This is a genomic window from Bartonella sp. HY406 (assembly GCF_025449315.1).
Taxonomy (GTDB): domain Bacteria; phylum Pseudomonadota; class Alphaproteobacteria; order Rhizobiales; family Rhizobiaceae; genus HY038.
Genome location: NZ_CP104893.1, coordinates 2467373 through 2486873 on the forward strand (window position 1 = coordinate 2467373; position 19501 = coordinate 2486873).

A 19501-nucleotide genomic window follows, 5' to 3' on the forward strand; every position below is an offset into this window, starting at 1 on the left:
GATCATTATTTGAAAATGCCCCATGCGGAAAAAGGCAATATTATCGGCCTTTATGGTGGCTCGTTCAATCCGCCGCATAAGGGGCATGTTTTAGTGGCCGATATTGCAATAACACGGCTACGCCTTGACAAACTATGGTGGATGGTAACGCCGGGCAATCCACTAAAAAGCCAAAAGGAATTACGGCCTTTAAGTGAACGGATAGGCTTAAGTGAAGGACTAATCTCCGATCCGCATATTAAAATAACAGCATTTGAACAGGCGATTGAAACACGCTTTTCAGCAGATACCATCAACCACATTTTGCAACGTAATGTCGGTGTGCATTTTGTTTGGATTATGGGAGCAGATAGCCTAAAAAACTTCCATCTTTGGCAGCATTGGCAGGATATAGCTCGTAAAATCCCCATCGCAATTATTGATAGGCCGGGTGCAACCATTGCAGCTCTATCATCAGTGACGGCACGGCGCTTTGCCCAAAACCGTATTGATGAACGCTTAGCGAGCGGCCTTGCTTTAATGAAACCACCTGCATGGACCTTTATCCACGGCCCACGCTCAAGCCTTTCGTCAACCCAATTGCGCCAAAGCTAAATAGTTGATAAGGCATTGGTTAATAATTTATCTTGCCAATTACACTAATTTACGGCACATTTAATAAATGTGATGCGTAACGATATCTTTTTATAGAAAGGGACGGCTCTGAAAACCGCAACACACTTAAACGACACCTTGTCGACAAGCGATCCAATCTTGGCTAATAATCGGTCTGGTCGCAAACCTCATAAAGCTATTCCTCTGCCTGAGCTACAGCTAGAATTTATTATTGAATGCCTAGAAGACGCTAAAGCAGAAGAAATCATCAAAATTGATATTAGGGGCAAGTCTGCACTTGGCGATTTCATGATTATCGCTTCAGGTCGTTCTAGCCGCCATGTCGCATCTGCTGGCGACCAAATTTTACGCAAACTACGCGAAGAAGGCGTGCGTAATGTTAAAGTTGAAGGACTACCTGATGGTGATTGGGTGTTGATCGATACTGGCGATGTTATTATTCATCTCTTCCGTCCAGAAGTGCGTGAATTTTATAATCTTGAAAAAATGTGGCAGCAGCCAGCAAAAGATTAAGAACCACTCTCTATTGCCGTTTTTCCCTATAATAATTTTTCAAAGGGATGCAACTTGATGAATTTGCGCAAATACCTATGCTTTGGCGATTATGGTGTTTGCGCAATTTTTTGGGCTTTGTAATATATTATGTGCAAAGCATTTTTATCGTCAAAGAGCCATTTGCCCCAAGACTGCTTAACATTAAAGCAAAGTATAAGCATAATTTATCGCATGGCTTTAATACAGAAAATTAGGCTTTTATGATTTTTTTGACCAATTTGCTTGAATTAGAAATAGCGTTTATTTTAAAAAACAATATATAATTGAAGAATATTTAAGATATTCAAAGGATGAGTTATGGCAAATAGATCAACTCTTATTGGCATTAATGGCTATTTGCCCGATAGCAATCTAATTCCTGAGGAAAAAATTTATCTCGGTGATCAGCCTTATGCTGTTCCATTGTTTTTTCGCTTATTAGTAAGCGGCAATACAAGATGTATAACAAGCATTGATTATAGCAATGATGAGGACGACGAAGACGAAGGCTTTAATGCGGATCCGATCATTTATGCTACTATGGGTGATGGTGATATTGGATTTAATCGCTTTAAAAAACTAGGCCTATTGATGAGAAACCTAGCCGTTAAAAATAATCCTGAAATAGTTGAATTATTTGACCCTGTATTAGAGCATTTGTCATCGCATCGCTGCCAATTCTATGTTCTTGAATCCTATGAAATTGATGTTTTGGAAAATTATGATCGCGACCCGCCTATGGAAGAGTGGGTAAAAATGCGAGCTCGCCAACATATAAAATTAGGTCAAGCTGTTGATCATTTACGGGGGCCACAATTTTGGCAGCAGCTCAAATTAATGCAAATTATTACGCAAAAGCCAAAAGATAATCCTTTAAGTGATCTTACACTTGGCGATGATTTCGACAATGTAGAGCGTGAAAATGCTATGCTTGGACTTGCCGGACTTTTTGAATGTATTTAATTCTATCAAAAAATTAAGTTTACAAGATTATTTTGTGACAATATCGTATCATGTCTATGAAATACCCTGTTTTTGATAAAAAAGGTTTATCCACTCCATATATTTATCGTAGAGGGTAAATTAGTAAGCCAACCCAAATGGGTGGATTATGCAAATCAAAAAAGGAATATGTTGTGCAAATTGGAATTTTTGCCGTTGGCCGCATGAAAAAAGGCCCAGAGCGTGAGCTTGTTGACCGCTATTTTGACCGTTTTACAAAATCGGCTCCGACCTTAGGCCTAAGCTTTGGCGGCGTTCATGAAATCACCGAAAGCCGCCTTGATAAGGCGCAAGCACGCATGGATGAAGAAAGCAATAAAATGCTTGAACGCCTGCAAGACAATGCGCGACTAATCGTACTTGATGAGCGTGGAAAGTCGATTTCATCGCGGCAATTTGCTGATGACATTGTTCAATTTCGTGATGATGGTGCGCGGCAATTATTAATTGCGATTGGTGGGCCCGATGGTCACGGTGATTTGGCACGCCAAAGGGCAGATAAACTATTGTCTTTCGGCTCGATGACATGGCCACACCAGATTGCTCGTATTTTACTTGCCGAGCAGCTTTATCGGGCGACAACGATTTTGAGTAATCACCCCTACCATCGCGATTAAAAATCGTAACCCTTATAAAAGGTGAATACAAACGGTAAAGCTATCATATGCTAAATGAACTTACTTTATATTGGGGAACGACTTTATACTTTGTCTTTGCATTTTTTTCGTTTTTGGCGTTTATATTGGTAAGTTTCAAGCGCGGTTGGTTAACGCACCTTTTATTGCTACCGACTATACTATTTCGATTTTTTTTTGTATTTTTTTATTTTTCACAAAATTTAGCTAATGGTCATAATGATGGGTGGCTTACTTACTTTGTACGTAGCTATAACAAGCCCAATTTACTCGAAATATAAAATGAGTTTCCAGATCTAACATTTAACCATTCAATATTATTTGCTGCCTACATGCCGGGATTTATTGTTCTCATCCTCATTTCCGCATGTTTTGCAAACTTTAAGCCCTTAGCGGGAAAAGGCATACCGCGCCGGCAATCAATTAAGGAGTTAAAATTATTTACGTTGGCTTTGCTTGCCACATTTGCCTATCACCTTAACCAATATGATCCTTTAAGCAAATTTTATTTTATTCAAAGATTAACACCAATTGAACAAGCCCTGAATATAGAAAAATAATAGGTATCACTCAAACTATTTAGTAGCGAGTGAAATATTTTAAGTGATACCACAAACCCTCATCAAACATTTTGCCAAAGCATAATATTTTTAATGATATTTAGAGCATTTTAAGAGCTTTAAATATCGATTTGGCGCATTGCCCACGCATCAAGATTAGCATCGCGATAATCACGAACATTGCTAACACCATCTTGCTCACAAGCATTTAAAAGGCCGCGCAAAATATTCCCTGCAAGAAACGGCCCTTCATAAACCATAGAGCTATAAAGCTGCAATAAATCCGCGCCTGCCTTAATTTTTTCTAAAGCGGTTTCACCATTACGAATGCCGCCCGCACCAATAATATTATAATCCTTGCCAAGCCGCTTACGCATTTTCGCAAGTACTATTGTGGAGCGTTCAAAAATTGGCTTACCCGATAAGCCACCCGCTTCTTTAGCTTGAACCTTGTCGTTTAAACCACTACGCGACAAGGTCGTATTGGATATGATGACACCATTAAACGAACTTGCTAATAGTTCTTGCGCAATATCATCTAAGCTTGCCTCGTCAAGATCCGGCGCAATTTTTAAGAAAATTGGAATTTCTTTGGTTGTTTTCGCCATTTGCGAAGTTCGTGCTGCAGTTATTGCACTTATCAGCCCGTTCAAACTGCTTCTTGCTTGCAAGTCACGCAAACCGGGTGTGTTGGGTGAAGAAATATTAACAGTAAAATAGTCCGCAACATCATAAAACCGATTAATGCCTTGAACATAGTCATCAATACGGTCTTGAGAGGTTTTATTGGCACCAATATTAACCCCGACAATACCTTGCCTACGCCTTGCTATAAGCCGTTGATGAGCAGCATCATGACCATCATTGTTAAATCCCATGCGATTTATAACCGCTTGGTCGTCAACCAAGCGAAATAAGCGCGGCTTAGGATTTCCCTCTTGCGGCAATGGCGTTAAGGTACCAATTTCGGTAAAACCAAAACCGAGACGCAAAACCGCATCTGGCACTTCAGCATTTTTATCAAATCCAGCAGCCATACCGAGCGGATTTTTTAAGTTTAATCCAGCGACGTTACATTCAAGGCGCGTGTCTTCGATTGGTATGCCTTTAGTAAGCCCAGTTTTTAAACCAGAAAGCGCCATGCCATGAGCGGCTTCAGGATCAAACTTATAAATAAAAGGCTTGATGAGTGACCAGGCCAAGCTTTGCTTGATTGGAAAGTTCATAATAAATCCTTATCAATCGATAAAAATGCCATTATCATCGGCATTAAAGGGCCAAATATTTTCTATAAGTTGGCAATCTAAAGTAGCATAGAGATGGGGAAATAAAGCACCACCTCTTGATACTTCATAGCGTAAGGCTTGACCAAGCTTTGCTTCATCAACTTGCAATAGCCAAAGATTATCTTGCCCCTTGAAATGCTTATTGGCGGTTTCTGCCACTTGGGCGGCAGTTGAAAAATGAATAAATCCATCTGCAATGTCGATTGGGGCGCCCAAAAAAACCCCATCTTCTTGCGCTTGCTGCCATTGCACTTGGGTCAAAATTTTATAAATAAAGGCCATACCAAATTCGCCATTTCAAAACGGGTTTCATTCTATCATAATGTGTTCACAGCTGCAAAACCGAATTAAGGACAAGGCTTTCCGCTTAAACATCTTTCATATGGCTATAACAGTTAAAATACAATTGGCAAAATACCGCTTAAAAATTTTATGTGATTTATAAAAAAGCGCCGAAGCAAATTACTTTGGCGCTTTTAAATTCCATATATAAAGCCATTTTAAAAATCGTTCGTTTTAAATGCTTTATGATTAACGGATCTGGATTGGTACAGTAAGGCTTCCACCACCTTTTGGTGGCGTTGGTATTGGTGATGCCATTTGAACCACTTTCAAAGCAATTTCATTAACCCGATCATTACCTGATGAGCGACTAATACGAGTTGATGTCACCCTTCCTGATGCATCATAGGAAAATTGAACCATTGCAGTACCGGTTAAACCACCGGCTTGACGCCTTACACGGTTAGCCATACTGCGCAATTTAACCTGCACTTTGCCTTTCCAGTCATCAAAGAGTTTTCCACCTAGACCATCAGTTGTACTGGTGCGTGGTGCCGCAAAAGTTGAACCTTGTTTTGCATCAACTATTGGTGCCGCCGCTTTTTGGTTGCGGTCGGCCCTTTGTGCCTGCCTTTTTGGCGGTGGTGTTTTTTTACGCTCTGGCCTTTCAACCTTTTTAGGCTCCGGCTTTTCAGGCTTTGGTGTTGGTTTTACCTTTTCTTCTTTAGGCTCTTCCTTTGGCTCTTCCTTTTTTATCTCTTCCACCATATCGGATGGCGGCGTCACTACAGGATCAGGCTTCACGTCTTCAACAACGGGCTCAGGTTCGGGAAGTGGCTCTGGTTCAGGCTCTGGCTCCTCTTCGGGCTTTTCCTCAACTTCAGGTTCATTTACCTGTGTTTCGGCCTGTACCTCTTCAGACAAATTTGGACTATCCGGCGCGGTTACTTCTTCTGCAAAAACTAACATCAAAGCAGGAGGCGACCCCGCCAGACGATCTGGCTCATTACCAAAGCGATAAAGTGCAACGGCCGCAGCAACATAAAAAAACGTGACAAAAATCGCCGCACCACCCCATAATAGACATTTATGCCACCATGGGGCTGCTGGTAGAATAAAGGGGGACTGCTTTTGCCCTGAACTGTCCTGTCCTATATTTCCCTGCATTGTATCAACTCCTAATTGGAAAGCCTCAATAAGCCGCGTTCCTATTTTTATTGCTCGTATTTACATAACTCTTGCAATGCTTTTATGCGTAAAGCTTTTATTGCCACATACCTAAATTTCACAAAAAAAAATCATATTTTGCTAAAATCTGCTATTTCTGAAATTTGCAAGAATGTCGTAAATGATATTATCTTCAACAGATGAGGTATTTACCCACTTAACAAATTCTACATATTTTCTTGATGAACAAATGCGTTGATCATTTTAAGACGTTGGATCTGTCTTGATTTTATCATCAATCATCTCATCATCGGTTGGCTTTTTTTCTGATTTTGGAAAACTAATCGGAACGGTGAGAGTTCCGCCGCCACTGATTGGTTTTGGTATAGTAGCCATCTTTTGAAACATGGTTACCGCGTATTGATCAAGTTTTTCATTCCCTGAAGGGCGCTTAACTTCAACGCTAGTGATTGTGCCCTCGTCATCATATTTAAAACTGATAAGAACCACACCACCCTCAGTTCCTTCAATCTCAGGCATGCTTTGGCTAAATCTTTTAATCCTAACCTGTACGCGACCTTTCCAGTCTATATTATTCTTGTCAAAATATCGTTGGGCCGCAAAACCCTCTTTATCGAATGGCTTATCTGGCTTTACCGATATCACTGGCGGTGAAGCTGGCAATGCTTTAGATTGATTAACTTCACTTTGATGGCTTGCGTCATCATTTACAAGATGTTGGTTATCACTTGTTGGGTTTTGTACTTCTGCAAATGCAAAATGTAATGGCAGCAAAAGCAAAAAAGATAAAAACACAGTCAATGACTTTATCATTTTTATACCTATTTTAAATTTTGCATTTTCTGCCATCTTTAAATTTCCAATATATTTTAAGCGCTTTTCATTGCGCCGCAGGTAGTCATTGTGCAGCAGGCGGAGCAGAGGGAGACATTTCAAGCCCAACAAGCCCAATGCTAAAATATCCAGCCGCGCGCAGTGAATTGAATAAATCCATCATTGCACCATAATTAACATTTGTATCACCACGAATGAAAATCTTGGTTTCCTTATTATTTTCGCTCTGCCTATCTAGTTCAGCAGCAAGATTTTCTAGGTTTACCGTAACATCGCCAACAAAAAGCGACTTATCTTGCTGAAGCGATATATAGATTGGCTTATCTTCTGGCGGCTGAGCCTGCGTTGTAGATGCCGGCAATTTTACCGGAATATCGCTAGTTGCCAAAGGTGCAGCCACCATAAAAATAATCAGCAGAACCAAAATAACATCAATGAACGGCGTTACGTTTATGTCATGGTTAAGATCTAGTTCGTCACCAATTTCACCGAGTTTTGCAGCCATTATTTTACTCCGCAGTTAAGGGTTGTATGGGGCGCGGCGATTTTCTTTGGGCTTCACGAAAATCAAGATCACGGCTCACAAGACGTTCAATGCCCGTTGATGCATCGGTTACAATCTGACGATATCCAGTAATAGATTTGGCAAGATAGTTATAAATCACAACAGCAGGAATAGCTGCAACAAGGCCGATTGCCGTTGCAAGCAATGCTTCAGCAATACCTGGTGCCACAACCGCCAAATTGGTTACCTGCGATTTGGAAATGCCGATAAATGCATTCATAATACCCCAAACAGTACCAAATAGACCAACAAAGGGGCTAATTGAACCAATGGTTGCCAAAATAGCTGAGCCACCAGCCATGCGCCGTCCTGCATGGGCTTCAATACGTGATAAAGCGGATGTTACGCGCTCTTTGACACCGCTGCTACCAGCCCCATCCACTGCATTAATGGACATACGCACTTCATTGGCTGCGGCATTAACAAGGCGTCCACTGACATTTTTTTTATTGGCAAATTTTTCAATTGCTTCACTAAGACTATGCGAACTCACAATCTCCCGCACTGCATTACGCACTTTGGCTTTGGCAATACTAAGCTCAATCGTTTTGGCCACAAAAATAATCCAAGTGAGCAATGATGCCATTGCAAGACCAATCATCACGGTTTTAACTACCCAGTCGGCCTGCATAAACATGCCATAAGGAGAAAGGTCATGCGGCAGCGTTGACTTATCAATGCCAACTACGGTCTCGCCTGCATTAATAGGCGGCAGCGGCTGGGCAGGTAGATTACCAGTACCTTGAGCTGTTTCACTATTTTGCGGATTGTTTATAGCTGGTGCCGTGGCATCTTGAGGAGCCGAATTTGCTGGGGCATTATTTGGGCTTGCAGGTACTTGGTTTGCAGGGGCTTGATTAGCACTTGGCGTGTTAGCTGAGCTATTGTCACCATTGGCAGTTGTTGCAGGTACGATCACCGTGCCATTTGTTGATGGAGTACTGGTCGCTTGCACCCCATTTCCAGTTTGTGCAGTTGGTGTTGGCTGCAATACTGGTGCTTGCGGAAGAGGCGCTGTATTGGTTTGAGAATCAATTGCTTGATTAGGTACTGATAAAGCCCCCTCACCTTGAACTGGTTGTGTGGGCGCATTTTGTGCATGGCTATTGCCTGCCATTACCAATAATATGCCTAGTGTGCCCACAACTTGCTTTATTAAGCCACTCATCATCATGCCTCTTACACATCTCAAATATAATAGGAAATTTTTGGCTATTCTTACCCTTTAATAATATGATAAATCAAGTCATGTTTAATAAAAACAGCGAAAAACTCCACCAACAGCTTTATTTTATGGTTTTATGCACTATTTACCACCATTTCTTATGGCTGATATTTAGCATAGGTTGGAAGGATACCAAACAAGGGCTTATTAATGCAGCGATATTTTAATATAATCTAAAATCGTATATTCTTTGGAATCGCTAACCTATCTTAATTATACTAAATCAACGGCGATAAAACTTAAAAATTACGCCGGCTAACTTAATTCAACGTTTTGCCTAATATAATTTGCTTAACACCAACAGAATCGCCGCTTAACCTGAGACGACGATCTTGCCCCAAATAAAAGCGCCATCACCAAAAGGAGGCTCAATATACAGAATTTTGGTGCGGATTATTGTTCATTAAGGCTGAATTTTGACGTTGTGGCTAAAATATGATTAGACTTATACGTCATAATACAGTAACGACTGGCGGCTAAAAATTAAGCGATAATATACGAATATCATAATGTAATTGATTGGGTTTGCATGTCTGAAATTATCTTTGAGCAAATTTCGCGCCAGTGGGGTGGTGTTGGCGGTGTTGATAATGTCAGCTTTAGCGTTGAAAAGGGCGATTTCTTGGTTCTTCTTGGGCCATCAGGTTGCGGTAAGTCAACAACATTGCGTTTGCTTGCTGGTCTTGAAACTAGCGATTCTGGTAAAATTTTCATAGCGGGTCGCGATGTTACGCGTTTACCGCCAAAAGACCGCAAACTTTCAATGGTTTTCCAGTCTTATGCACTTTTTCCTCATCTTAATGTTGCAGAAAATATTGTTTACGGCCTAAAGGTCCGCGGTGTTGGACGCGCTGAACGCGATGAACGTTTGAAAAAAGTTGCACAAATTGTTGGCCTTAGCCATTTGTTGGATCGTAAATCAGGGCAATTATCTGGTGGACAAAAGCAACGTGTAGCATTAGGACGCGCGATTATAGCTGAAGCTGCCGTTTGCTTAATGGATGAACCGCTTTCTAATCTTGATGCAAAATTGCGCCATGAAATGCGCACCGAAATTCGATCCTTGCAACAACGCCTTGGCATGACAATGGTCTATGTTACCCATGACCAAACCGAAGCTATGACGATGGCTGACCAAGTTGTGTTGATGAATAATGGCAAGATTGAGCAAAAGGGCGCGCCCCATGAGCTTTATCAATGCCCAACATCAACCTTTGCCGCGCGTTTTGTTGGCATGCCACCAATGAATCTCATTGAATATGAAAATCATATTATTGGTATTCGCCCTGAAGATGCGCGAATTGATACCAATAATGGTCCTTTAAAAGGTAGCGTTAAATCTGTAGAATATTTGGGTGCAGATAGCATCATTGTTGCAGATATTGCTGGACAAACTGTTTTGGTTCGTGAAGCTGGCTTTTCAAACGTAAAACCCCAAAGTGAGGTTTACATCACTTGGGACAGTGAAGCAGCTCACCATTTTAACTTACAAACTGGTATGCGCCAATAGATATTCTGTTGGCAAAATCCGATTAATCAAGGTTTAGATAACACCGATAAAAGATAATCTTTACACTTGAAGTGCTTAATATCACTTGGATTTATCATCATTGAGGGAAAAAATGAACTTTGTACAAAAAATATGCGCCGCGGCGGTCCTAGGTTGGTCGGCATTTGGCTTTACACCTGCTCAATCCACTGAGCTTACCATGTATTATCCAGTTGCTGTTGGTGGACCACTTACCAACGTTATGGATGATTTTGTAAAGCGCTTTGAAAAAGAAAACCCAGACATTAAAATTAATGCGGTTTATTCAGGCAACTACTTTGAAACCATGACCAAAGTCATGACAGTGGTTAAGGGTGGGCAACCGCCGCAATTATCGGTTCTTTTGTCAACCGACGTATTTACCTTGCTTGAAGAAGATGCAATCGTGCCATTTGATGACATTAGTGGCGAAGATAGCAAGGATTGGTTTGATAAATTCTATCCTGCTTTTATGGCCAATGGCAATATTGATGGCAAAACCTGGAGCATTCCTTTCCAACGTTCAACTATTGTTCTTTATTATAATAAAGACGCTTTCCGTGAAGTTGGTCTTGATCCAGAACAGCCACCAAAAACTTGGGATGAAATGACTGAATATGCCCAAAAGCTAGTTAAAAAAGATAATTCTGGCAATGTAACCCGTTGGGGCGTTAAAATTCCAAGCACATTCGGTTATTGGATGTTACAAGCCTTGGCCATTGAAAATGATCATGAATTGATGAATAAGAATGGCAACGAAGTTTACTTTAACGACAACAAAACCGTTGAAGCTTTAAATTATTGGTTAGACCTTTCAAAGACCTATAATGCTAGCCCTAAAGGCAATATTGAATGGGGAACATTGCGCAGCGATTTTCTTGAGCAAAATACTGCAATGATGTGGCATACAACCGGTAATCTTACCGCAGTGAAAGAAGGCGCAAAGTTTGATTTTGGCGTTGCAATGCTACCTGAAAAAGTAAGACGCGGCTCACCAACTGGTGGCGGCAACTTCTATGTATTTAAAAAAGCTAGCCCAGAACAACAAGCCGCGGCTGTAAAATTCATCAAATGGATGACTACACCAGAGCGTGCTGCCGAATGGAGCATGAAATCTGGTTATGTTGCAACCCGTCCTGATGCTTATGACACAAAAGAGCTAAAGGCCTATAGCGAAGAGTTTCCTGTAACCCTTGTTGCTCGTGATCAACTGGCCTATGCAGTGCCTGAACTTTCAGTTTACGAAAATGGTCGCATTTATAAAATCATTAACGATGCCATTCAGGCGGTGTTAACTGGTAATCAAAGCGGAAAAGACGGGCTTGATAAGGCACAAAGCCAAGCAGAGCGCATCCTTAAACCCTATAAATAAGTCATTTTCAAAATGATCAAATATTATTGATATTCTAACAAAAATGTGGCTGGACATAAGCGCCAGCCGCATTTTTAAAATGAAGTAGAACAATATGTCAGTTTCGCGCAAGCCGATTAGTTGGAAAGAAAACATAAATGCATGGTTGCTTATAACACCAGCGATGCTTTTACTTGTGACCTTTACCTATTATCCAATTATCGCAACATTTATTTCCAGTTTCTTTTCGCAAAGCCGTTCCAAAGGCAGTTATTTTTCGGGTATGGAAAATTATCATACCATGATGAATGACGGTATTTTTTGGCAAGTTTTTGGCAATAATATTGTTTTTGCGCTTGTTACCGTTCCTGCAAGTATTGCGCTAGCAATGATGATGGCAATTTTTGTCAATGGGAAACTAAAGGGTCGCGGTTTTATGCGCCTTGCTTATTTCACACCAACGATTTTGCCAATGATTGCGGTAGCTAATATCTGGTTGTTTTTTTATACGCCGGGCTATGGATTACTAGACCAGTTTTTACAAAGTCTTGGTTTTTCAGGTCATAACTGGTTGGGTGATCCTTCAACTGTAATGGGTTGCCTTATTGTCATGGCAATATGGAAAGAAGCCGGATTTTTTATGATTTTTTATCTGGCTGCCCTCCAAAATTTATCACCAGAACTAAAAGAAGCTAGCGAAGTTGAAGGTGCAAGCCGCTGGTATTTTTTCCGGCGCGTTACTTTTCCATTGCTGATGCCAACCACACTTTTCGTCTCGATTAATGCGATTATCAACGCCTTTAAACTGGTAGATCATCTGGTAATCATGACTAAAGGTGGGCCAGATAATGCTAGCTCCCTTTTATTATACTATATTTATGAAAATGCGTTTTCTTATTGGGATACGCCCTATGCCGCAACATTAAGTGTAACCTTGATTATCGTGTTGGCGGTTATTGCAATTACTAAATTTGTTATTCTTGATCGCAGGACCCATTACCAATGAGCCGTACAACTGAATTTCTTGAAACAATTGGCGCTTGGTTTTTGGCTCTTTTATGGATCCTACCCGTGATCTATGCCTTTTGGACAGCGTTCCATCCTAGCGAATACGCGACCCGCTTCGATTTAACCGCACCGCTTACACTTGATAATTTTAAGCATGCATGGGCACAAGCACCGTTTTTACGCTATTATTTTAATACAACCTGTCTTGTATTGCTTATTTTATGCGGGCAGATCATTGTTGCAACTCTTGCTGCCTATGCATTTGCGCGGTTTAATTTCATCGGCCGCGATATTTTGTTCATTCTGGTGCTTATCCAGTTGATGATTATGCCCGATGTCCTCATTGTTGAAAATTACCGCATTGTTTCAGGTCTTGGGCTACTTGATACAATTCCTGCGATGGCGCTACCCTATATTGCGTCAGCCTTTGGTATTTTTCTATTACGGCAAACATTTAAAAATGTTCCCAATGATCTTGTCGATGCGGCTAAGGTTGAAGGCACATCATCAATTGGTATTTTGCTAAAAGTTTTTGTGCCACTTGCAAAACCAACCTATATTGCTTTTGCACTTGTTTCAGCAAGTTTCCATTGGAATAATTTTCTTTGGCCGCTTATTGTTACCAATTCAGTTGAAAGTCGCCCTTTAACCGTTGGTTTGGCAATTTTTGGCTCGCCAGAAACTGGTGTCAACTGGTCAACCATCACCGCAGCAACAGTGATGACAATTGCCCCCCTATTAATTGCCTTTTTGTTGTTTCAACGCCAATTTGTGCAATCCTTTATGCATGCTGGTATAAAATAGGCGTGACGATTTAATTTGCAAAAGCAATAGCAACATCAAGATTATTGGAAGACCAAGATGAGCCAAGAATTTCAAGCTTTTGATTATAACATTGTTATCGAGATAGCACGCCAAGCAGGTCAATTGGCAGCGCAGCATTTTAACAATATTGGGCAACTGGAAGTCATCGAAAAGGGCCATCTTGATCTTGTTTCCATTGCCGACAAGGAAGTGGAAAATTTTATCTATGGTGAAATTGACCGCCATTTTCCTGATGATGGTATTTTCGGTGAAGAAGGCGGCGCAAAGCCAAGCCAAAATGGCCGCGTATGGATCATTGATCCCATTGATGGCACATTTAATTTTTTACGTGGTAGCGGCGATTGGGCTATTTCTATTGGCTTATTAGAAGGTAACCACTCAATTTTTGGTGTTGCAAATGCACCAATTCGTGGCGAGTTGATTTATGGCGGTGTCAATTGCCCACCACAACTCAATAATAGACCTTTGAAAGAATTGGCAAGCCTTGATGCTAAAAAAGCGGTCATTGATATTGCAGTCCACCCCAAATGGGCACCCATTTATGAAATGACAATGCTTGAAGAAATATTGATCCATCAAAAAATGGCCTATCGTGCAACGGGTTCCTCGGTCATTTCGCTAATGCGCGTTGCCATGGGACTAAGCGATGGCTATATAGCGGCGGGCGTTGCATCATGGGATGTGGCTGGGCTTTTACCTATTTTAACTGCTTTGGGGGCAGAAAACACCCTAAATTGGCAAGACCGCCGACTTGAGCAAGAAGTAAATATTTTGGTGGGTAAAAAGGGAATTATTTCACAATTGCAAGCACTTAAAACTATTTGCTATGTACCAGAACAACAAATCACTAGCTAAAGACTATATTTGGCTTTTTGAAACTTTATAAAATTTACTTGATTTTTAAAAGCAAAGCTAATATTGAACCGTGAAATAACTCCGTATTGCTGCGGCTGCTGAACCTGCACAATTTTAGGAGTTAAGTCATGTTACATGATAAACGCCCAGTAAACATGGGCGAACATATTTTTTCATCTATTCCATATCAAGCAATTATTGCGAAAAATGAACCGCAAGGCCATTACTTACGGGCACTCGATGATTTGCGCCGCGCTTTACATGAACCGCAATTAACAAGCGATACCATTGACAATATTGTCACAACACCCGATTTTCATGCGGGCAAACCAGTACCTGTTGGGGTTGTGGTTGATACACAGCATGTCCTAATGCCTCATCTAATTGGCAATGATATTGGCTGTGGCATGCGCATGGTCACTATTGATAATGTGTCACCTGATGAATTATTGCCTGAGCTTGACGGTCATTTAAGGCATATATTATTTCAAGGTGGGCGCAATATTGCGCTGACAGGACGCAATCGCCAAGCCATTTTACAACATGGCATTTTAGGGTTATTGGATAGCTTTAAAGCAGGGCGACAAGGCTTGTTGGCTGATATTAATATTGATGCCGCATGGCACGATGTTAATCATCAAGGCGATTATGGCCATTTCAACGCGAATAGAATTATTGAAGACTTTGCTGATTTTGGCAAAGGATTAGACGAATTTCGCCATGATGCTATTTTGGGAACAATTGGTGGCGGCAACCATTTTGTTGAATTTGGTTTTGTCGATGACATTGTTGATGGTCAATTTGCCCATGCCGCAGGCTTAAAATCTAATAGTTTAGTGGTCATTATCCATAGTGGTTCATTAGATTTTGGCCAAAGAATTGGCAGCATACTGCGTGAAAAAATGCGAGAAAGTGCCGATCATAAATGTGGCCTTGATGTAGATGATAATAATAGCTTAGTGCAATTTTGTATCAATGGATATGCAAATGCCGTCAATATTGCATTTGCCAATCGCTTCTTAATTGGCTTATCAGCTATTAAAGCACTGCAACGCGTTTTAAAACGCAAGGTTGAGCATCATTTGGTTTATGATGCGGCGCATAACGCTATTTGGTATGAAGATGGCGTGTATCGCCATCGAAAAGGTGCTTGCCCTGCCCGTGGTGGTGATATTATGGCAGGCAGTGCCTATCATTGGCTTGGTGAACCAGTTATTTTACCCGGATCAATGGGGGACGGTAGTTGGCTATTAAAAGGGCTTGGCAATAAGCAATTAGCACAATCATCAGCCCATGGTGCGGGTAGGCGTTTGTCACGTGGCGAAGCACGAAAAAGCGCGCCGTTAAATACAAAACTGCGCGTTGTAACACCTATAGCTCATGAAAATAGTAATCTATATGGGCGTTTAGATATTCAAAAGGAACTAAAAGACCGCTTGCGTGAAGAAGCACCTGCCGCTTACCGCCCAATTGACGATGTTGTTGAACCAATGGTTAAAGCCAAAATGGTAAGTAAAGTTGCCAAGATTAAACCTATTTTGACGGTAAAGGGATAGGTAATTCATTATTAAATAACATCGGCGATTAAATCTTAAATTTGGCGTTTTCTTACAAAAAATTAAAGAAAGCGCCAAATATTGCTCATTTTGCTAAAGCATCTTTGCTAACAAATCCTAATCAAACCATGGATGGGCGCCGATAAGCTTATCGACAATGGCACGGGTTTGGGTGACGCTGCCAGCATGATAATCGGATATTTGCTGCATAGCTTCATCCACATAGCGCACCAAGGCTTGACGTTTTTGTTCAGTCAATTCACGCTTAACGATATCGCCTTGAACTGCCACCTTATTGCCCTGATCTGTTGCAATCTGCACGATAGAATCGGTATATATCGTCACAAACATATCAAAATTTTCACGTTCACGCTTAAAGCGCGTCCTTGTGCTTTCCTTCAAGTCAGCAGGAAAATCAGGATCGTTTAAATTCGCATAAAAATTATCAAGGGCGCGCGAGGCCAAATGTAATTCACGTGCCGACATGCCAGCATTAAAAATCGCGCGGCGTAAACTACGATTTTCAACGTCATTACGGCGTGTAAACTCGGTTTCCAAACGTGTACGCAAGCCAGCAATTTCTGTTTTCAAAGGCCCTTCAATCCGCGCTTCAATCTCTTGCAATTGCATACTAGGTTGATTGGCGGCATCGCCCTCTACCTGCTTGCTTAGCTCTTTAAATGCCGCCTCTAAGCGCTCCACAGACGCTAAATCGCCAATAGATGGCGTGCTAATCACCAATCGGAAACCAGCCGTGCGGCGGCGCATTTCACCTTTTGAATCTTGCGAAAAAAATGGATATTCATCACGACGAGACGATGTTAAAGTTTCTGGATTATCTAAGAACGAACCACCGCGCACAACAAAACCACCAACTGCGCCATGCAAGCGATCAAGTCTGGTTAAGCGAAACGGATCAAGCATAATTTCTTCGGCATTGCCATAAAGATCATAAAGACCAAGAGGATTAGGATTTTTTTGGCCAATTGGCTTTGCCTTACCGCTTGCTGATTGTGCGCCATTATACCAAGCATAATCATCAATAGAGCCATTGGTAAAGAAGCGGCTATTGCTACGTTCGGCTGCACTAACCGATAGACCACCACGGGTGGCAAATTCCCACTCGACTTCGGTTGGTAGGCGTACATAGCCATTTTGTGCGCCAATTGCGGTTAGCTGGGCTAGATCATCTTTATAAAGCCAAGCATTTAAACGGCGGGTAAATTCCACCGCATCATACCAACTAATACCAGTTTCAGGTAATGCATCAGGCGGCCCCATACGGGTTGGACATTTTTCGGGACTATCTGCCATCACCGCTTGATATTGCGCATGGCTAATTTCATATTTTCCCATTAAAAAGAAGTTGCCGCGCTCATTAGTTAATGCACCACTAATATGCTCTTCACGGCGATATTCCATATAAGCGCGCTCACCCTCAGTCGCGCCAAGGCTTACTGGACTGTCGCTCAAAGGTGCACTGGCAGAATTTTCGTCCATAACCACTGTTTGTACGGCACGAAATACAAGTTTGCCATCACAGGGCAAGTCAATGACAACATCGCCATCGGCAGGCTTTGGATTCCAAACGCGCAGTGTCCATTCAGCAGAAAGTGCAGTGCCGCTTAAAGCCCCCCAAGATAGGGCAGCAATACCGATAGCAGTAACACGGTGACGCCAAGATTTGAACGATGAGAAAGTGGGATTAAATTTATTCAGCACGTAGAGCCCCTCCCGGTGCAACAGTCACAAAACGCCATGCCGATAGCGCGGTGACGATGAGAATAAGGAACATGGTTGCCAAGCCTGCAGCAACAAGCTGAATTGGCTCCAAATAACAATTGGCCGCACCACTGGCAAGACCAAGGGAAAATCGACTATTGATAAAATCTGCAAGACCCAAATAAAGTCCCATTGCGGTTAGAAGCCCAATGAGGCCAGTAGTTAAACCAAAACCAGCAACGAACCAAAATATTGTTGCTCGCGATCCCCCCATAAGGCGCAAAAGCGCAATATCACGGCGATGCTTATCAAACACACCTAAAATACTGGCACTTGCCGCACCGAAATAAGAAATGATCAGTAGGCTTGCGACCACGGCAATAATACCATTTAATGCTTTTTCGATGGAAACTAGCTTTTCAACATCAGCCGCCCGCGAACTTACCGGATAGCCCAGATCCTCAATCGATTGGGCTAATTTGGGCACAAATTCAATTTGCTTGGCATAAAGACGCAAATTAGCATGGCGCAAATGCCGCTCGAATATGGGGCGGCCCGCAAGCTCTAAGCGATCAATCGCAAAACCATCAAGAAATGACTCAACTTCTTCAACCAATGTGGCATTGACAATCGCCTGACTGCCTGATGCTTGCGCGGCATCAATGAGCCCAGTAACTCTTAATTTTTGCGCCAATGTTAGCCGATCGCTTTCACGTTGCGTTCGTAAAATTACTTCATCGCCAATTGCCACTTTTAAACTATCGGCAACACGTTTTGAAATAACCGTTTCACCTAACTTTGGTGGTGCAACATTTTGCGGTAAAAGTGGATCGCCCTCGCCGCCCGGCAATAGCGAGATCGCCTCCCGCCCACCGTGACTTGCAGGTGATAGCCAAGCGCGTGCTGCAAGGCCGCGCGTAGTTGGTTGAAAAAAGCCAACGCCTTCAAGCCCTTTAATCTTAGCAAGTTCAGCAACTCCCAAAGGATGATCACCAATGAGTCGTATTTCAAGATTGCGTGGGTCGTTGCGCAACTCATTAACAAGCGCGGTCAATGTACCGCTTTTTAGCCCCCATAAGACTAGAATGGGGGCAAGCATAGCAGCAAGCACCAAAAGCGATAAAAACGCTCCGCGTGGATGGCCAAAAATTGTGCGAAGCCCTAGATAGAAGCCAAGCCTCATACCGAAACCTCGCTTGTTGTGTCATATAAAACCGCTTGCGAAAAACCAGGTTTGATATTTTCGCGCTCAACCTTTACCACACTAAAGCCATGACGCGTTGCCAAGCTAACATCATGGGTAATCATTACAATGGCAGTGCCAGTATGCTCGGCAACACTGGTAATCATCTCCATGCAAATATTGGCGGTTTCATCATCCAATGCACCAGTTGGTTCATCACACATTAAAAACGCCGGCCGATGAGCAAGCGCACGAGCAATCGCTGTTCTTTGTCTCTGCCCTATCGACAAATCCTTGGGACGAGCATCTCCATCATTACCAAGTCCAACCGCCTGCAAAAGCGCCATGATATAATTATCATCGCGCCGCCCTGCCAATTTTTGCTGAACGGCAACATTTTCCTTAACCGTCAAAAAAGAAAAAAGCGGGCTAGTTTGTACAACATAGCCGAAAAGATGGGCACGCAATTGTGCAAGCCTTGCATTTTCGCGGCGAATAGCTTTGGCACTAACATCAATTGTGCCAAACTCATCGCCAATAAGTTCGAAATAATCAGATGTTTGTGGGCGGCTAGCAAGAGCCAATAAATCCATTGCAGTTGTTTTGCCTGATCCTGTTGCCCCAACAATTGCTTTTTTATCGCCTTCTTGTAGCGAAAATGAAGGAATATGAAGACAAAAAGAACGCTCACGATCAGTGAGCGTTTTTGTCATGTTTTCAACAACAATACGAGCCAAAACAATGTCC

Annotated in this window: 19 protein-coding genes; 10 read left to right on the forward strand and 9 right to left on the reverse strand. The window is 42.0% G+C overall.

What is annotated here, in order from left to right:
• The first annotated feature begins 15 nt into the window (after positions 1-15).
• From N6B01_RS10475 to rlmH, 4 genes are all read left to right on the forward strand, one after another.
• Complete coding sequence (locus N6B01_RS10475) at positions 16-594, forward strand: nicotinate-nucleotide adenylyltransferase (RefSeq protein WP_262080648.1); 579 nt, start codon at positions 16-18, stop codon at positions 592-594.
• 198 nt (positions 595-792) lie between these two features.
• Complete coding sequence (gene rsfS, locus N6B01_RS10480; RefSeq protein ID WP_262080650.1) at positions 793-1128, forward strand: ribosome silencing factor; 336 nt, start codon at positions 793-795, stop codon at positions 1126-1128.
• Between the two features lie 339 nt (positions 1129-1467).
• The gene (locus N6B01_RS10485; protein WP_262078656.1) at positions 1468-2112 is read left to right on the forward strand and encodes a DUF7822 domain-containing protein; all 645 of its coding nucleotides are present in this window, start codon (positions 1468-1470) and stop codon (positions 2110-2112) included.
• Positions 2113-2285: 173 nt separating this feature from the next.
• Entirely contained in the window at positions 2286-2768 is a 483-nt protein-coding gene (gene rlmH / locus N6B01_RS10490; RefSeq protein ID WP_262078657.1) for a 23S rRNA (pseudouridine(1915)-N(3))-methyltransferase RlmH, read from the forward strand.
• Between the two features lie 697 nt (positions 2769-3465).
• Here the strand turns inward: rlmH and N6B01_RS10495 are convergent.
• The 6 genes from N6B01_RS10495 to exbB all read right to left on the reverse strand — a co-directional run bounded on the left by N6B01_RS10495 (position 3466) and on the right by exbB (position 8669).
• Entirely contained in the window at positions 3466-4572 is a 1107-nt protein-coding gene (locus N6B01_RS10495; protein WP_262078658.1) for a quinone-dependent dihydroorotate dehydrogenase, read from the reverse strand.
• A 12-nt stretch (positions 4573-4584) separates the two neighbouring features.
• Positions 4585-4914: a DUF952 domain-containing protein gene (locus N6B01_RS10500; RefSeq protein ID WP_262078659.1), complete on the reverse strand. Its 330-nt coding sequence runs from the start codon at positions 4912-4914 to the stop codon at positions 4585-4587.
• Between the two features lie 249 nt (positions 4915-5163).
• Entirely contained in the window at positions 5164-6081 is a 918-nt protein-coding gene (locus N6B01_RS10505; RefSeq protein WP_262078660.1) for a cell envelope integrity protein TolA, read from the reverse strand.
• A gap of 264 nt (positions 6082-6345) precedes the next feature.
• Positions 6346-6915 (reverse strand): energy transducer TonB family protein, encoded by a 570-nt coding sequence (locus N6B01_RS10510; RefSeq protein ID WP_262078661.1) that lies wholly within the window; start codon positions 6913-6915, stop codon positions 6346-6348.
• An 85-nt stretch (positions 6916-7000) separates the two neighbouring features.
• Positions 7001-7441, reverse strand: coding sequence for a TonB system transport protein ExbD (gene exbD, locus N6B01_RS10515; protein WP_262078662.1), 441 nt, complete (start codon positions 7439-7441; stop codon positions 7001-7003).
• A gap of 4 nt (positions 7442-7445) precedes the next feature.
• Entirely contained in the window at positions 7446-8669 is a 1224-nt protein-coding gene (gene exbB / locus N6B01_RS10520) for a tonB-system energizer ExbB (protein ID WP_262078663.1), read from the reverse strand.
• Positions 8670-9255: 586 nt separating this feature from the next.
• On the opposite strand from exbB, the gene N6B01_RS10525 reads away from it, so the two are divergent.
• The 6 genes from N6B01_RS10525 (at position 9256) to N6B01_RS10550 (ending at position 15849) form a co-directional block, all read left to right on the forward strand.
• Complete coding sequence (locus tag N6B01_RS10525; RefSeq protein WP_182417723.1) at positions 9256-10236, forward strand: ABC transporter ATP-binding protein; 981 nt, start codon at positions 9256-9258, stop codon at positions 10234-10236.
• 112 nt (positions 10237-10348) lie between these two features.
• Positions 10349-11626, forward strand: coding sequence for an ABC transporter substrate-binding protein (locus tag N6B01_RS10530; protein ID WP_262078664.1), 1278 nt, complete (start codon positions 10349-10351; stop codon positions 11624-11626).
• Between the two features lie 94 nt (positions 11627-11720).
• On the forward strand, positions 11721-12611 hold the full coding sequence (locus N6B01_RS10535) for a carbohydrate ABC transporter permease (protein ID WP_182417725.1): 891 nt from the start codon (positions 11721-11723) through the stop codon (positions 12609-12611).
• Positions 12608-13417 carry a carbohydrate ABC transporter permease gene (locus tag N6B01_RS10540; RefSeq protein ID WP_182417726.1) on the forward strand — a complete coding sequence of 270 codons (810 nt, stop codon included), beginning with the start codon at positions 12608-12610 and terminating at the stop codon, positions 13415-13417. The genes N6B01_RS10535 and N6B01_RS10540 overlap by 4 nt, the downstream gene beginning before the upstream one ends.
• 57 nt (positions 13418-13474) lie before the next feature.
• Positions 13475-14293: an inositol monophosphatase family protein gene (locus N6B01_RS10545; RefSeq protein ID WP_262078665.1), complete on the forward strand. Its 819-nt coding sequence runs from the start codon at positions 13475-13477 to the stop codon at positions 14291-14293.
• A gap of 128 nt (positions 14294-14421) precedes the next feature.
• Positions 14422-15849: an RtcB family protein gene (locus tag N6B01_RS10550; protein ID WP_262078666.1), complete on the forward strand. Its 1428-nt coding sequence runs from the start codon at positions 14422-14424 to the stop codon at positions 15847-15849.
• Between the two features lie 117 nt (positions 15850-15966).
• Here N6B01_RS10550 and N6B01_RS10555 read toward each other — a convergent pair whose 3' ends face one another.
• Genes N6B01_RS10555 through N6B01_RS10565 form a run of 3 tightly spaced genes read right to left on the reverse strand, consistent with a single transcriptional unit; the run spans position 15967 to position 19491 of the window.
• Positions 15967-17571, reverse strand: a complete 1605-nt coding sequence (locus N6B01_RS10555) for a formylglycine-generating enzyme family protein (protein WP_262078667.1) — start codon at positions 17569-17571, stop codon at positions 15967-15969.
• Complete coding sequence (locus tag N6B01_RS10560) at positions 17561-18754, reverse strand: ABC transporter permease (RefSeq protein WP_262078668.1); 1194 nt, start codon at positions 18752-18754, stop codon at positions 17561-17563. The genes N6B01_RS10555 and N6B01_RS10560 overlap by 11 nt, the downstream gene beginning before the upstream one ends.
• The gene (locus N6B01_RS10565; RefSeq protein WP_262078669.1) at positions 18751-19491 is read right to left on the reverse strand and encodes an ABC transporter ATP-binding protein; all 741 of its coding nucleotides are present in this window, start codon (positions 19489-19491) and stop codon (positions 18751-18753) included. The genes N6B01_RS10560 and N6B01_RS10565 overlap by 4 nt, the downstream gene beginning before the upstream one ends.
• Positions 19492-19501: the final 10 nt, after the last annotated feature.

What these genes read in the sequence shown, in the direction of transcription:
- N6B01_RS10540 (WP_182417726.1), top strand. Translation starts at nt 12,608, where the DNA reads ATGAGCCGTACAACTGAATTTCTTGAAACAATTGGCGCTTGGTTTTTG.
- N6B01_RS10500 (WP_262078659.1), bottom strand. Translation starts at nt 4,914, where the DNA reads ATGGCCTTTATTTATAAAATTTTGACCCAAGTGCAATGGCAGCAAGCG.
- N6B01_RS10535 (WP_182417725.1), top strand. Translation starts at nt 11,721, where the DNA reads ATGTCAGTTTCGCGCAAGCCGATTAGTTGGAAAGAAAACATAAATGCA.
- N6B01_RS10495 (WP_262078658.1), bottom strand. Translation starts at nt 4,572, where the DNA reads ATGAACTTTCCAATCAAGCAAAGCTTGGCCTGGTCACTCATCAAGCCT.
- exbD (WP_262078662.1), bottom strand. Translation starts at nt 7,441, where the DNA reads ATGGCTGCAAAACTCGGTGAAATTGGTGACGAACTAGATCTTAACCAT.
- N6B01_RS10525 (WP_182417723.1), top strand. Translation starts at nt 9,256, where the DNA reads ATGTCTGAAATTATCTTTGAGCAAATTTCGCGCCAGTGGGGTGGTGTT.
- N6B01_RS10505 (WP_262078660.1), bottom strand. Translation starts at nt 6,081, where the DNA reads ATGCAGGGAAATATAGGACAGGACAGTTCAGGGCAAAAGCAGTCCCCC.
- N6B01_RS10475 (WP_262080648.1), top strand. Translation starts at nt 16, where the DNA reads ATGCCCCATGCGGAAAAAGGCAATATTATCGGCCTTTATGGTGGCTCG.
- N6B01_RS10545 (WP_262078665.1), top strand. Translation starts at nt 13,475, where the DNA reads ATGAGCCAAGAATTTCAAGCTTTTGATTATAACATTGTTATCGAGATA.
- N6B01_RS10510 (WP_262078661.1), bottom strand. Translation starts at nt 6,915, where the DNA reads ATGATAAAGTCATTGACTGTGTTTTTATCTTTTTTGCTTTTGCTGCCA.
- exbB (WP_262078663.1), bottom strand. Translation starts at nt 8,669, where the DNA reads ATGAGTGGCTTAATAAAGCAAGTTGTGGGCACACTAGGCATATTATTG.
- N6B01_RS10550 (WP_262078666.1), top strand. Translation starts at nt 14,422, where the DNA reads ATGTTACATGATAAACGCCCAGTAAACATGGGCGAACATATTTTTTCA.
- N6B01_RS10530 (WP_262078664.1), top strand. Translation starts at nt 10,349, where the DNA reads ATGAACTTTGTACAAAAAATATGCGCCGCGGCGGTCCTAGGTTGGTCG.
- N6B01_RS10560 (WP_262078668.1), bottom strand. Translation starts at nt 18,754, where the DNA reads ATGAGGCTTGGCTTCTATCTAGGGCTTCGCACAATTTTTGGCCATCCA.
- N6B01_RS10485 (WP_262078656.1), top strand. Translation starts at nt 1,468, where the DNA reads ATGGCAAATAGATCAACTCTTATTGGCATTAATGGCTATTTGCCCGAT.